Source organism: Halanaerobium kushneri, assembly GCF_900156285.1.
GTDB lineage: Bacteria > Bacillota > Halanaerobiia > Halanaerobiales > Halanaerobiaceae > Halanaerobium > Halanaerobium kushneri.
On record NZ_FTNC01000004.1, the window covers coordinates 58608 to 72757 of the forward strand.

Below are 14150 nucleotides of genomic sequence, written 5' to 3' on the forward strand. Positions count from 1 at the left end.
ATAAGATATGCATACTTTTAGAATAAAAACAGCGCTTATTATTTTTATTTTAATTTTAACTTTTAGCATATTAATTCCTGCTCTGGCTCAGAATAAGCAACCAGAGGAAGCAGAAACAGCAGTAGAGAGTGAGACTGTCTATATCAACGCATCAAGATTAGAATATCAGGAAGAAAAAACCCTTTTGAGTGGAGGAGTCAGAATTCAAAAAGGTGATACAATTATTAATGCCAGTCAGGGAGAGCTTTTTCGGGACCAACAAAAAATAGTTTTAAAAGAAGAAATTGCAGTAGAATATCCGGATGGTCGGGTTAAGTCCGAAAAATTAACTGTTTTTTTAGAAAATGAAGAATATATTTTCGAAGAGGCAGCAGTACTAAATTATCTGCTGTCTGATGGCAAAGAAATGGTGCTCTACAGTGATTACTTAAAAATAACTGGAGCCAATAAGTCTTTCATTGCTGAAAAGAATGTGGAAATTGATTATGATAATCAAAAGTTTAGAGGGGATAAAGCAAATTATAATGGAGAAAGTGAAACAATGGAATTAACTGGCAATGTAGAGATTGAAGAAGGCAGAGACTGGGTTCGTAGTGATCGGGCCACCTTTAATTTAAAAGAAGGAGAAGAAGGTTATACTGCAGAAGGAAATGTTGAAATTAAAATGATACTCGACTAATTTAAATATTAAAAAATGAGGAAATTAAATTTGGCTGTTTTAATTGAGTTTTTTGAGGAGAGATGATAAATGGGTGTTATTTTAACAATTCTATCAGCAGTATTAATGACAGCTGCTAATTATTATGGACACCTATATTTTTTGAGCTGGTTTGCTTTCCTGCCATTTTTTTACTACATCTATATTTATAGTCCGGAAATTAATTACCGGAAAATTTTTTTAAGAGGGTGGAATCTTGGATTCTGGATTTTATTGTTATCAGCTAACTTTTTGTATTATTCTATTAAATTATATACATCAGCCGCTACTATAACTATCATTCTGCTCTTAATTTTGCTTTTTTTAGTACTCTCTTTAATTTACGGGCTATTTTTTATGCTATATTTTTATCTGCAGCAGCAATTATTTGCAAAAAGATCACTTTCGGCATTTTTCTTTGCTGGCTGCTGGACTCTTTTTGAGCTGGTCCGTCATTATTTATTTTTCTTTTTTCCAATTGCGAATCCTGCCTATACCCAGGCTGAGTTCTTAAGTTTTATTCAGCTGGCTGATGTTGGAGGGACCTGGCTTCTTACATTTATTTTGGTTTTTGCCAATGGACTAATTTTTCAGATTATCTTTCAAAAAAAATTTAAAAAAGCAGTTATACTTGGGTTTTTACTTATTTTTATTTTTAGTTTTGCTAATTATAGCGAGCAGAGCTGGGGTTTCAGCAATAATGTTGACAGGGAAAAAATAGAAATCGGAATTATTACAAGTGAGATTGCACAGCAGAAAAAATGGAGTGCCGATCAGCTGCAGCGGAATATAGAACTGACCTTAAATGCAGCTCCGAAATTGAACCGGGCCCGGCTTATTATAGCTCCCGAAACAAATCTGACCTTTGACTTTGAAGCTGATCATTATTACCGTCAGGAATTTTTAGCTAGGGTTGCTGCAGAGCTTAAAACTCCTATTCAAATTGGATCACTGGCGTCTAAAGATACTGGTAGTGGCCGCTATAATAGTTCCTATCTGATTTCAAACAAGGGGAAAATCATTTCTCGTTATGATAAAAATTTACTTCTCTACTTTGGCGAAACCTATCCCTTTATTGATTTGCTGAATAAATATACATCTTATAGTTTTTCATCTCTCAATGCAGGGGAAGAAAAAAAGATATTTGAATATCAAAATTTAAAGTGGGAAACTGTGATTTGTTCTGAGATATTATATCCTGAGTATGTTAGATTAAATAGAGAAGAAGTAGATTTTATTGTAAATCAAACCAATGAGGCCTGGTTTCGGGAAAGCCAGCTGTTAAAAAATATAATGTGGCAGGCGGCTGTATTTAGAGCTGTTGAGAATCGAATACCGGTAATTAAGACAGGTAATAAATCTTATAATGGGATTATCTATCCTTCCGGTAATTATCAGCGAGTTGATTCCAGAGAAAATTATCATATACTTAATCTTGAGCTACAGCATGTTAAATGAGGAATCCTGTTGTTTTAGATTCAAAGATGTTATAATATAATTAGTAATAGCTATTTTTTGTAAGTGAAGGGAGGGATTAATATTTCTGCAGCAAAGAACAGTACATTCAAAATAATTGATTTAGAAACTGGAATGATAACTGATGAAGAAGTTCGGAGCGAATTTGGTGGTGTCTTAATTCCACCAGGAACCAGATTGAACAGAAAATTAATTGATCAGTTAAAAGAAACTGATATTACTGAAATTCAAATCAAAACCGCAGCAGCAATTGAAGCTGAAAAAGGTAAAAAAATAGTTGCCCGTGAGAAATACGAGCAGAACCTGGAAGATTTTTCTGAAGCCTATAAGAAGGCTTATTATATGAAAAAGGTTGATTTTAGAACTGTCAGGAGTTTGACCGAAGAAGCGGTCGAAATTTCTGAATATCTGGGTCTGGAAGATATTCTAAAAATCACCCGTGACATTGACAGATATACCTACTCACATTCATTACATGTTGGTATTTTAGCTAATAAATTTGGAAATTGGTTACATTTAAAAGAAAATAGGATTTATAATCTGACAACAGCTGCACTTCTTCATGACATAGGCAAGAGTCGAATTAAAAAAGAAATTATAACCCGACCTGATTCGCTGACTGACGAAGAATATGAAGAAGTAAAAAAACACTCTGAATATGGATACAGACTGCTCAAAAAAAGTGGACGTTTTTCTAAAAGCATTATGGCCGGTGTTTTAACTCACCATGAATGCTATCATGGTGGAGGTTATCCGCTGGGACTATCAGGTGAAGATATACCTTTATTTGGTCGAATAATTGCTATCTGCGATACCTTTGATGCCCTGACAACTGATCGCCCTTATCAGAATTCCGTTTCTCCTTTTACAGCAGTTAAAATTATGGAAAAAGATTTTGATTCTTTTGATCACAGTCTTAAGATGCTTTTTGTTGAAAAAATCCCCTATTCCTTAATTGGTGATCGAGTAATTTTAAGCAATGGAAAACTGGCAAAGGTTGTATTTATAAATCCGGTTCATCCGGAGGCACCAATTGTAAAAATTGGAGATGACTATCTTGACTTGAACAGCCAGAGTGAACTATACATTGAAAAATTAGTTAAAAATATGGAGCAGGCAGAAAAAATAAAGGAAGAAATTGAGCAGAACTAAAGTTGAGGCGATTCTATGAATTTTTTATCTTTTTTACCAACTGGAATAATAATTTTAAATATAATTTTTATCATTCTTTTAATCTTTTTTGAACGAAAGGATCCGACTGCAACCTGGGCCTGGCTTTTAATTCTAACTCTAATTCCAGTTTTAGGTTTTATTCTTTATCTTTTTTTAGGTCTAACACCCAAAAAAAGAAAGGTTTTTCAGCGGAAACAGGAAGACGAATTAAAAAAATATGACCGGCAATTGATTACTGCAGAATTAAAAAGAAGAATAAATCATTTTAAACATCTGGAACAGAGTATAATTCGGCTTGCATTTGAAAATGATCTTCCTGCAGGTATAGGTTGTAATCAGCTCGATATTTATACCAGTGGTCGGGAAAAGTTTGATGATCTATTTGAAGATATAAAAAATGCTAAAGAATTTGTACATGCTAATTATTATATAATTAACAATGATCAGCTGGGAAATCAATTTATGCAGCTTTTAACAAAAAAGGCAGCAGAAGGTGTGGAGGTTAGATTACTTTATGATCGAATGGGATGCAGGAATCTTTCGCGTTATGCAATTTTCGAACTGGAAGATGCTGGTGGAGAGGTAGTTTCTTTTGCTCCCTTTGTACTTGATATGAACTATCGTAATCATCGCAAAAATGTAGTTATTGATGGTCAGATCGGCTATCTTGGAGGAATCAATATTGGAGACGAATATCTGGGTGAGAGCCGTAAATTTGGTGACTGGCGTGATACACATCTCCGTTTAAAAGGAGAGAGTGTCGACAGCCTTCAATATCGATTCCTTTTGGACTGGGATTTTGCTACCGGACATGATCTGCTTGGAGAACGCAAATACTTTCCTGACAAAGAATTTAAGGGGGATGTATCAGTCCAGATTGTCAGCAGTGGACCTGACTCTAAAGAAGCAGAGATTAAATCATTATTTCTGAAAATGATTTATGAGGCGGAAAAGTCAATTTATATTCAAACACCTTATTTTATTCCAGATCAATCTGTGCTGGAGGCTTTAAAACTTGCTGCTCGCTCTGGTGTTGATGTTAAAATTATGATTCCTTATCGAGGAGATCATCCTTTTGTCTATTCAGCTAATAATTCATTTGTAGGTGAGCTGCTGGATGTTGGAGCCCGCTGTTACCATTATACAGAGGGGTTTCTGCACAGCAAGACGATCTGTATTGATAGTCGGGTGCTTTCCATCGGAACCACCAATATGGATGTCCGTAGTTTTAAGCTTAATTTTGAAATCAATGCTTTTATTTATGACCCTGACGTTGCCAAGCAGCATGATCAAATTTTTATGGATGATTTAGAAAAATCAGAAGAAATAACAAGAGAAGTATATGAAAACAGAGGCTGGACAATGAAACTGAGGGAATCTGTTTCCAGGCTTTTATCTCCAATTTTATAATCTGCAGCCACCGGGCATGCAACCAATTTTTTTCCGATAAATAGAAGCATTTGTGGATTTTTTAACTTTTAAAAGGTTTCTTTTTGCAGGAATATGAAAGATTTTGTAGAATAATATCTAATAACAACAATAATTATGGGCTGGGATGAATGAGATTTGAAAAATTGATTTTTGACCAGTAATACTGAATTTAGGAAGAGAAATGGGCTTAGGCCTGTTTTAAGCCTGAACCAACACTATTGAGTGTTGGTTTTTTCTATTTATTTACATTTTTTTCTATTAAACATACTAAATTGGGGGAGCTGGACATTAGTGAACAAATATGCAGCATTGAATCATGAATTAAGCAAGCTATACAAAAACATATCTGGAAAGGGGCCTAAATATTTAAAAACAGATGCGGTTGAAAATATATTAATCATAAAAATTAACTGGTATCCAGAAAAAATATTTAGTAATTTTACAACAAGTGATGGCCAAACTATCATTAAAAAAACATATAAACACATTTTTAGTAAATGGGGAGAAGAAGCAAAAGAAATTATTGAAGATGTTTTAAATTATAAAGTAACTGATTTTTATTATGATGAAAATATGGCGTTATCAGAAAACGAGAAAATTATAATTTTCTTATTAGATAAGATAATAGAATAAATAACTTTATCTAGTCAGAAAGGAGTAGCTGATGAATAGAGGTAAACGTTTACTTACAGGTGTAGAAGGATTAGATTTAATTTTAAATGGTGGCTTAATAGCAAACAAAACATATCTATTGCGGGGTGGTCCGGGGACGGGAAAGACAACTCTTGGTATTCATTATCTGGTTGAAGGGGTTAAAAATGGCGAAAAATCAGCTTTAATTACTTTGACAGAGGACCAAAACAAATTAATTGATGATTTTAAAAGTAGAAATTTTAGTTTAGACAGGATAAGTTTTATTGACTTGAGTCCTTCTTCTAATTTGATTGAGAATAGTAAAAGTTATAATGTTTTTCCCGTGGAAGAAGTTGAAAAGAAACCTTTAATTAATCAGATAATTACCAGTTTAAATGAAATTAATGCAGATAGAGTTTATTTTGATGGTTTAAAACAGCTCAGATTTTTATCTAAAAATGAATATGAGTTTAGAAAATATATGTTATCAATGCTTCAGTTTGCTGCAGATAATAAAATAACCTTACTTGTATCTTCGGAAGCCAGCAAAAATGAGCCTGATGACGACCTGCAATTTTTATCTGATGGTGTTCTGAACTTAAATTTTGCTGATAAAAATAGGAGATATATTAATATTAGTAAATTTAGAGGCTCAGATTTTATTAAGGGCCAACATTCTTTTAAGATTAAAAAGAAGGGGCTAGAAGTTTACCCCAAATTAAGGCTGCAGAAAAACAAGACTGATTATCCAGGCGAAATTATTTCTTCTGGAATCTCGGAAGTAGATCAATTGCTTCATGGTGGTATAGAAAGTGGAACTACGACTGTAATATCAGGGGCCAGCGGGGTAGGGAAAACTACCTTTGGTGTTCAGTTTATGCAGTCAGCTGCCAAAACAGGGAAAAGATCAGTAATTTATACATTTGAAGAAGATGACAGAACACTTCTCAAAAGATCTGAATCTGTCAGTATTGAATTAGATAATTTGATAAGTAATAATAAACTGGAAATTATAAAAGTAGACCCCTTAGAATATACTCCGGGGGAATTTACTCAGTTTTTAATTAAAGAAGCAGAGGAAAATAATACCCGGAACATTATGCTGGATAGTGTTTCAGGATATAAGCTGTCTTTTGCCAGTTCTTCAGCAGGCAAAAATGAACTGATAAGAAACTTACACTCTCTAACTAATTATTTAAATAATATTGGAATTACTGTTCTGTTAATTAACGAAATAGCTAATATCACAGGTGATTTTAAGGTGACAGAGCTTGGTATCAGTTATTTAGCAGATAATATAATGTTCTTGCGTTATTTAGAATTTAATGGTGAGTTAAAAAAAGCAATTGGGGTTTTAAAAAAGCGATTAAGTGACTTTGAAAAACAGCTGCGCGAATTTCAGATCTGCAGCCAGGGAATCAAAGTTGGGAAACCGTTAACTGAGCTGCGGGGAATTTTAACTGGAAACCCTGAATTTATCAATAAAGAGCTTAAGGAAAGTTCAAAAAATGGACTTAAATAATCCTGGAGAACTAAATAAGATGTTTAAGAAATTTAAATTTAATAGAGTAAATAAAATACTGATTCTAAATAATAATAAGCAAAATATTATACTGCTAAAAAAATTTTTAAAAAAAGATTATCAGATTGAGATTTTTAATGATAAAGAACAGTTATTTTCTGAAGCTGGGGATTTGATCATTATAGATGAATATTATTATCAAAAGTTTAAAGATAAGCTGAGGGAATTAAAAGAAAGAAAAAACCCTATATTCTTACCCGTAATTCTATTGTCTAACTCAATCAGAAACGAATTTTATTTTGAGAGTTCTGCTGATATATTTGATGATATTTTTGTACTGCCAATAAAAAAACAAATAATGAAATATCGAATAGATAATTTGTTAAAAATAAGGCACTTATCTTTGAAATCTGAATATAGATATTACGAACTTGCTGAAAAATCCCCTATCGGGATTTTTATTTTAAATCAGGGTAAAATAATTTATGCCAATCCAGCTTTTCTAAAGATACTAAAAATTGAATATGAGCAGCTTACCGGTAAAAATCTGATTTCTTTTATTCATAAAGAAGATAAAACACGAATTAAAAAAATGTTCAGAGAAAATAAGAATAGAGAGATTAAAAATGAAGAAGTTAGAGTTATGGATAATCACAATCAAATTAAATGGCTCAGCTTAAACTGCAGCCAGGTGAATTTTAATAATAAATTTTCGGTACTGATAACAGCCCAAAATATTACTGATAAAAAGCAAAATCAAAACAAAATAAAGTTTTTAAACTACCATGATAAGCTGACCGGATTATATAACCGGAATTATTTAGAGGAAGAGATAAAAAGATTGAATACTATTCGCCAGCTCCCTATTTCAGTGATTATGGGGGATGTTAATGGATTAAAATTAGTTAATGATGCTTTTGGACATCAAAAAGGTAATCAGCTTTTAAAATCAATTGCTGGAGTTTTTAAAAGTGCCTGTCGCTCCGAAGATATAATTGCCAGATGGGGTGGAGACGAATTTGTTATCTTATTACCCAGGACTTCGATTGGAGACGCCAGAAAAGTTTCGAACCGGATAAGAAAACTTTGTGCTGAAGCAGATAAAAATCCAATTAAATTGAGTATAGCACTTGGTGTTGCTCAGATAATAGATGAAGATCAGTCTTATGAAGAAGTCTTTAAAAAAGCTGAAGATAGGATGTATAGAAATAAAATTGCTGGCAGTGAAAGCACAAGCAATTCGATTATTTTGTCGCTGGAGAATACACTGCTGGAAAAGAGTCATGAAACAAAAGACCATGCAGAACGAATGAATAAATTAGTAATTAGATTTGCTGAGGAATTAGATCTTTCGACAAGCCAAATTGATAATCTAAAGTTATTAAGCAGATTACATGATATAGGTAAAGTGTCTATTCCTGAAAAAATTTTAAAAAAACCAGATAAATTAACTGAGCAAGAATTTAAAACTATTAAAAACCATCCGGAAAGTGGATACAGAATCGTTAAATCGATTCCGGAACTTGCATCTGTAGCCGAAGGGGTATTGTCGCATCATGAGCGCTGGGATGGCAAAGGTTACCCTCAGGGTTTAGCAGGAGAGGCTATTCCTTATACAGCAAGGATTATAGCAATTATAGATAGTTTCGATGTAATGACAAATCAGAGATCATATAAGTCTGCTGTATCTCAAAAGGAAGCTCTCTTTGAAATCGAAAGGTGCTCAGGTAGTCAGTTTGATCCCTATCTGGCAGAGAAATTTATAGAAATGATTCAAAAATAGATAAAATTGGGGGAATTCGATGTTTTTCAAAAAAAGTTTTAAACTTAAATTAATGCTGGTTGTTTTTATTTTAATGCTTATACCGCTGGGAATATATACTTATGTTACACTCAGCAATAGTGTTAAAAACCAGACTGAGGCAGCTTTTAAAAGCAATCTAGAACTTGCACTTGGTTTTAAAAGTGAAATAGATAGAATCCTGGATTATGCAGAAGAACCGGTTGATATAGCTGCCAGGACTCAGATTTTAAGTTCTATGCAGACTGAAGAAATGCGAAATCTACTCTTAAAAACTGTTGAGTATAACAGTTATATTGATGGGATAGCAGTTTATAACAGTGGTAACGAAGAAATTTTTAGTGAAAATATTAAGGTGAAAAACGAAAATGATTTGATGGCCCAGGGAAAAGATTATTCAGATATTTTTATTAATGACCGCGGTGAAGCCGAGTTAATTTATCGAGTTCCAGTTAGAAGTGATGGCGAAAATTCAGGCATGATTTATGCTCAGATAAATTTAAGTGTTTTAAGCAGGATTTCTGATGATTCTAATCTGGGTGAAAACAGTTTTGCTTTTGTAGTTAATGATCAGGGGCAGGTGATTGGTCATCCAGATTCTGAGCTGGTTCAAAACAAAGAAAATTTGAGTAATATTTCTGTAGTTGCTGAGGTAATAAATGGAACCCAGGGAAGTGGAGAATATACATATCAGGGAGAAGACAAGTTTGCCTCTTTTACTCCAGTAGAAAGAACTGGATGGGGAGTTATTGTCCAGCTGCCTAGGGATCAGGTATTTACAGGTTTGATTGATCAGCTGATAGCAAGTTCGACTGTAATTATTATTTCGCTGGTGATAGCCTTGATTATTACTTATTTTGCTGCTGGTTATGTAACAAAGCCAATTTTAAATGCAGTTAACTTTGCTAAAAAAATTGCTGCTGGTAAATTAAATATTGAACAGCTACAGGTAAAATCTGCAGATGAAATTGGTGATTTAAGCAGAGCTCTTAATCTGATGCAGGACAATTTAAGGTCTACAATGACTGAAATTGATAGAATGTCACAGGATATCGCTTCTTCCAGTCAGGAACTTTCGGCTGCGGGAACCCAGCTCAGCCGTTCCGCTGAAGATGTTGGCTCCTCAGTGCAGAATCTGGCCTCTGGTGCTGAAGAACAGACAGCTCAAATTACTGATATGAACCATAATATGGGAGAATTAAATGATCAAATAGAAGATGTGGAAAGTGCCGCATTTGAGATGGATCAGGCTTCAAAAATTGTGGTTGAAAATATAGAACAGGGAAATAAAAAAGTTAACCTGACAATTACCAGAGTTAATGAAGTAAAGAGGGATTCTAATGAGGTGGCCAGCACAATTTCGGCTTTAGACAGACTATCAAAGCAGATTGGTGAGATTGTAGAGTTTATCGGAAATATTTCAGATCAAACAAATCTACTGGCGCTTAATGCAGCCATTGAGGCTGCTCGCGCGGGAGAAGCTGGCAGAGGTTTTTCTGTGGTGGCTGATGAAATAAGAGAGCTTGCTGAAGAGTCTTCCGGGGCTACAGAGAGAATAACTAAAATTATTAATGAAATTCAGTCTGAAGTGGAAAAAGCAGTTTCTAGAATGGAAGAAAATGCGGAAACTGTAGAAGAAAGTGTTGATGCAATCAATAGTACTGAGGAAGTATTTGATCAAATAGAAGCAGCATCAGATCAATTTAGAACAATAGTTAAAAGGCTTAAAAGTAATGCTCAAAAAATGGCAGATAATAGTGAGTATCTAGAAAATTCAATGAGCGAGGTTGCTTCTGTAAGTGAAGAATTTGCTGCCAGCAGTCAGCAGGTTGCAGCAACAGGAGAAGAACAGCTAGCAGCTACTGAGGAAGTATCAAGCAGTGCAGAAAGGCTGGCTAAAATTGCTGAAAAACTGGAGGCTGATCTGGATCAGTTTGAGTTATAAAATTATTATTTATCCGGACAGAAAACAGGACTTTTTCGGCTGCTGAGAGATATACTTTGATTTTAACTTAAAACTTGATATATTTAACCGTCCTTTTCTGGGGCGGTTTTTCTTTATTAAAAATTACGGTTAAGACTAAAAAATTACAAATTAAAGAAATAAATACAGGAATTTAAAGGTCTATGAAGAATGAATATTATAAGTATTATCATTAAAATGATATTTCAGGGGTGAGTTTATGGATTCCATTATTAAATTTGAAAAAGATATAATAAATAGTTTATCTATAGGAATTATAGTAGCCAGTCAACAGGGAAAAATTATTTTTATTAATAAAGCTATTAGAGAGATGACCGGTTATAAAAGAACTGAGATCAAAACAATGGATGATTGGTATAAAAAAGCTTGTCCCGATCCAGAATATAGAAAGAAAGTAAAAGATTATTTTCAATATGATTCAGCAGATAATACCAGCGACAGAACATATAAGATAATAACTGCTGCTGGTGATCATAAATATTTTAATTTTCGTTATTCAAAATTAGAAAATGAAAAAATGCTTTTTGAGATTATAGATATTTCTCATCGAATAGTACAAAAAAGAAAGTTAGAAAACCAAAAATTAATTTTCGAAAATCTATTTACTAATTCACTTGAAGGAATTGTTTTATTAGATCAGAATCTAAAAGTACTTAATGCCAATAAAAAATTTGAAGAAATATTTGAAGTATCTAAGCCTGATATTCTTAATAAAAATATAAATAAAGTTGCTGTACCAAACATAGATGCGAATGTTTTAAAGCAAGCACAAGAAAAATTTAAGCATAACCAGGAGTGGGAAAGAGAAATTTCTTATACTGTTAATAATAAGATTAAATATTGTAATGTCCACGTTTTTGCGGTTGAAAATAAGAAGCATGGTGAGTTAATTTATGTCGCCCTGGATAATATAACAGAAAATAAAAAGAGAGAATTTGAGTTAAAGGAAGTTAAAGAAAGATTAGAGCTGGCTGTTGAGGGAGCCAATATCGGTGTCTGGGACTGGAATGTAGAAGAAGAATATATTCATTTCAATAAAAGCTGGGCTCAGATGCTGGGATATGAATATTCTAATCTGGGTAATGATCTTGATACCTGGTTGAAATTAGTCCACCCTGATGACAGGGACCAGGCTTTAAAAGACATAAGAGTTCATCTAAATGGTCAAAGCGAAGAATATTTTAATGAACACAGATTAAAAACTAAAAATGGCAACTGGAAGTGGATCAGAGATATCGGGAAAGTAACAGACAGAGATGAAAAAGGAAATGCTGTCCGAATTGTAGGAATCCATATTGATATAGATCAGGAAAAAAGAGCAGCAGAAGAAATCGAATATCTATCCAATCATGACGAACTGACAGGGCTTTATAATCGAAGATATTTTAATGAGGAATTAAAAAGACTGCATAATTCCAGGCAGTATCCAATCAGTATAATCATTGGCGATATGAATAAATTAAAAGATATTAATGATACTTATGGGCACAGTATGGGAGACAGGTATATTAAGAGAGCTGCTGAAGCTATTAAAAGAACTGTGCGAACCGAGGATGTTGTTGCCAGAATTGGTGGAGATGAATTTGCAGTCATTTTGCCAGAGACTGATTATTCGAAGGCAGATGATGTAGCAGAAAGAATTTTAGCAAGAATAGAAGAGGGAAATAAAATTGAAGATTTACCGGTACCGCTGACTATTGCTCTTGGTTATGAGACTACAGATTGCACCAATCAGAATCACAGCATTAAAAATATTAAGCGATGTTACAATAAAGCGGATCAGAGGATGTATGAGCAGAAATTTGCTGATAGATGTTGAAAATATTTTTGTCGAAAATAGTTACTTTATGACATAAAATAACTATTTAATTTTATATATCTATGTTATATAATTAACATAGGCTTGAATTTTAACTAAATATTGGGCAATATTATTGAAAAATAATGGCGCAAAGCTATGGGTCTAAGGAAATTGACATCTATGACTGCCAGGTTGCTTTTGATTTTTAAATATCAGAGTATCAAATAAATACTGGGCAATAAGTCTTTGGTATTTATTTTTTTATTTTAAAAGGAAAATTATTACTTTTATTAATAAAGATTACTGGTTAGTTATAGGTTTTATATAAATTAAAAGTGGAGAGTACAATTTATTAGCCGTATAATTTTATTTAATAAAAACATAAAAAGGGAGAGACAAAAATGTTTACAAGCCTAAAGGGAAAGATGACAATTATTATTGCTGTTATGATTTTAGTTTTGATGGTGGGGACTTCTATTGCATTTAATAATTTCATTAGCACTCTTATTCAGGATTCCACTGCTGACAGCTCTTTAAATAGTGCGGAGCAGAATGCTCAAATTATTTTTGAGTGGCTTTCTGGTTTAAAAGTTCAGATAGAGGATTTTGCGAATACAGAAAAAGTAAAATCTATGAACTGGTTAGAACAGACAGAATTTTTATCACAAATTAGCAATCCAAATATAGAATCAATTTTGATAGTTGATAAAACAGGAGAAGGTAACATTTTAAATGGGGGTACTATTAATATTTCTGACCGAGAATATTTTCGGGAAGTAATAAAAACAGAACAGCCAGCTATTTCTATACCGAGAAAAAGTAGAATTTCGGGAGATGAGGTCTTAGTTGTCGCAGCTCCCATTATTAATAACAATAAGCTGGCAGGAGTAATTGGAGGTACAGTAAAAAGCCAGTACTTACAGTCTTTAATTAAAAATATGGAGATTGATGGCTTTGGTTATGGCTGGATTATTGATCAGCAAAAACGTACAATTGCCCATCCGGATCAACAGTATATTGGTAATACAGATATTTTAACTGGCCAAACTGAGCTTCAAAATTTAACTGATAAAATGATAGAAGGGGGTTCTGGAACTGGAGAATATACATATAATGGAGTGGAAAAAGAATTAGCCTATGCCCCAGTTGGTCTCGAGGGTTGGGTCGTAGCTATGACTGCAGATGAGGACGATGTTTTAGCAGAATTAGTTACATCCCGAAATATGAGTATCTGGATTGCTGTAATTGCTTTAATTATCGGTATTATTATTAGCTATTTTATTGCCCGTTATATTGCCAACCCAATTCTTAAAGCGGCTGAGATGTCAGATAAAATTGCTGAAGGAAATTTGTCAGTTGCAGATATCAAAATAGCTAGAAAAGATGAAGTTGGAGTTCTGGCTTCCTCACTAAATAAAATGAAAGAGAATTTAAATGAAATAATAACTAAGGTTACAGCTATTGCTGAAAATCTTTCTGCCTCCAGTGAAGAATTATCTGCTTCCGGTGAGGAAGTGGCAACTGCAGCAGGTCAGGTTGGGCAATCGATTCAACAGGTTGCATCTGGAGCTGAAGAATAGTCAGCACAGGTAGAAGAAACCAGTGGTAAAATTAATGAGCTGATAGAACAGA

The 14150-nt window shown here is 33.4% G+C and carries 10 protein-coding genes and 1 riboswitch; all 10 genes read left to right on the forward strand.

Going from position 1 to position 14150, the window contains the following annotated elements; translation table 11 throughout:
- The first annotated feature begins 7 nt into the window (after positions 1–7).
- Positions 8–679 carry an LptA/OstA family protein gene (locus BW929_RS03920; RefSeq protein ID WP_076544085.1) on the forward strand — a complete coding sequence of 224 codons (672 nt, stop codon included), beginning with the start codon at positions 8–10 and terminating at the stop codon, positions 677–679.
- A 69-nt stretch (positions 680–748) separates the two neighbouring features.
- On the forward strand, positions 749–2155 hold the full coding sequence (lnt, locus tag BW929_RS03925; protein ID WP_076544086.1) for an apolipoprotein N-acyltransferase: 1407 nt from the start codon (positions 749–751) through the stop codon (positions 2153–2155).
- 63 nt (positions 2156–2218) lie between these two features.
- The gene (locus tag BW929_RS03930) at positions 2219–3325 is read left to right on the forward strand and encodes an HD-GYP domain-containing protein (RefSeq protein WP_076544087.1); all 1107 of its coding nucleotides are present in this window, start codon (positions 2219–2221) and stop codon (positions 3323–3325) included.
- A gap of 15 nt (positions 3326–3340) precedes the next feature.
- A complete protein-coding gene (gene cls, locus BW929_RS03935; RefSeq protein ID WP_076544088.1) occupies positions 3341–4756 on the forward strand; it encodes a cardiolipin synthase in 1416 nt (471 codons plus the stop codon).
- A 312-nt stretch (positions 4757–5068) separates the two neighbouring features.
- Entirely contained in the window at positions 5069–5410 is a 342-nt protein-coding gene (locus BW929_RS03940; RefSeq protein ID WP_076544089.1) for a Na-translocating system protein MpsC family protein, read from the forward strand.
- Positions 5411–5441: 31 nt separating this feature from the next.
- Complete coding sequence (locus BW929_RS03945) at positions 5442–6932, forward strand: ATPase domain-containing protein (protein WP_076544090.1); 1491 nt, start codon at positions 5442–5444, stop codon at positions 6930–6932.
- Positions 6919–8715, forward strand: a complete 1797-nt coding sequence (locus BW929_RS03950) for an HD domain-containing phosphohydrolase (protein ID WP_084566083.1) — start codon at positions 6919–6921, stop codon at positions 8713–8715. Before BW929_RS03945 ends, BW929_RS03950 begins: the two co-directional genes overlap by 14 nt.
- Positions 8716–8734: 19 nt before the next feature.
- A complete protein-coding gene (locus tag BW929_RS03955) occupies positions 8735–10678 on the forward strand; it encodes a methyl-accepting chemotaxis protein (protein WP_076544091.1) in 1944 nt (647 codons plus the stop codon).
- 238 nt (positions 10679–10916) lie between these two features.
- The gene (locus BW929_RS03960) at positions 10917–12536 is read left to right on the forward strand and encodes a sensor domain-containing diguanylate cyclase (RefSeq protein WP_076544092.1); all 1620 of its coding nucleotides are present in this window, start codon (positions 10917–10919) and stop codon (positions 12534–12536) included.
- Positions 12537–12631: 95 nt separating this feature from the next.
- Positions 12632–12718, forward strand: a riboswitch (cyclic di-GMP riboswitch).
- Between the two features lie 201 nt (positions 12719–12919).
- Positions 12920–14098, forward strand: a complete 1179-nt coding sequence (locus BW929_RS03965; RefSeq protein WP_076544093.1) for a HAMP domain-containing protein — start codon at positions 12920–12922, stop codon at positions 14096–14098.
- The last annotated feature ends 52 nt before the right edge of the window (positions 14099–14150 follow it).

What these genes read in the sequence shown, in the direction of transcription:
- BW929_RS03945 (WP_076544090.1), top strand. Translation starts at nt 5,442, where the DNA reads ATGAATAGAGGTAAACGTTTACTTACAGGTGTAGAAGGATTAGATTTA.
- BW929_RS03960 (WP_076544092.1), top strand. Translation starts at nt 10,917, where the DNA reads ATGGATTCCATTATTAAATTTGAAAAAGATATAATAAATAGTTTATCT.
- lnt (WP_076544086.1), top strand. Translation starts at nt 749, where the DNA reads ATGGGTGTTATTTTAACAATTCTATCAGCAGTATTAATGACAGCTGCT.
- BW929_RS03955 (WP_076544091.1), top strand. Translation starts at nt 8,735, where the DNA reads ATGTTTTTCAAAAAAAGTTTTAAACTTAAATTAATGCTGGTTGTTTTT.
- BW929_RS03920 (WP_076544085.1), top strand. Translation starts at nt 8, where the DNA reads ATGCATACTTTTAGAATAAAAACAGCGCTTATTATTTTTATTTTAATT.
- BW929_RS03965 (WP_076544093.1), top strand. Translation starts at nt 12,920, where the DNA reads ATGTTTACAAGCCTAAAGGGAAAGATGACAATTATTATTGCTGTTATG.
- BW929_RS03950 (WP_084566083.1), top strand. Translation starts at nt 6,919, where the DNA reads ATGGACTTAAATAATCCTGGAGAACTAAATAAGATGTTTAAGAAATTT.
- cls (WP_076544088.1), top strand. Translation starts at nt 3,341, where the DNA reads ATGAATTTTTTATCTTTTTTACCAACTGGAATAATAATTTTAAATATA.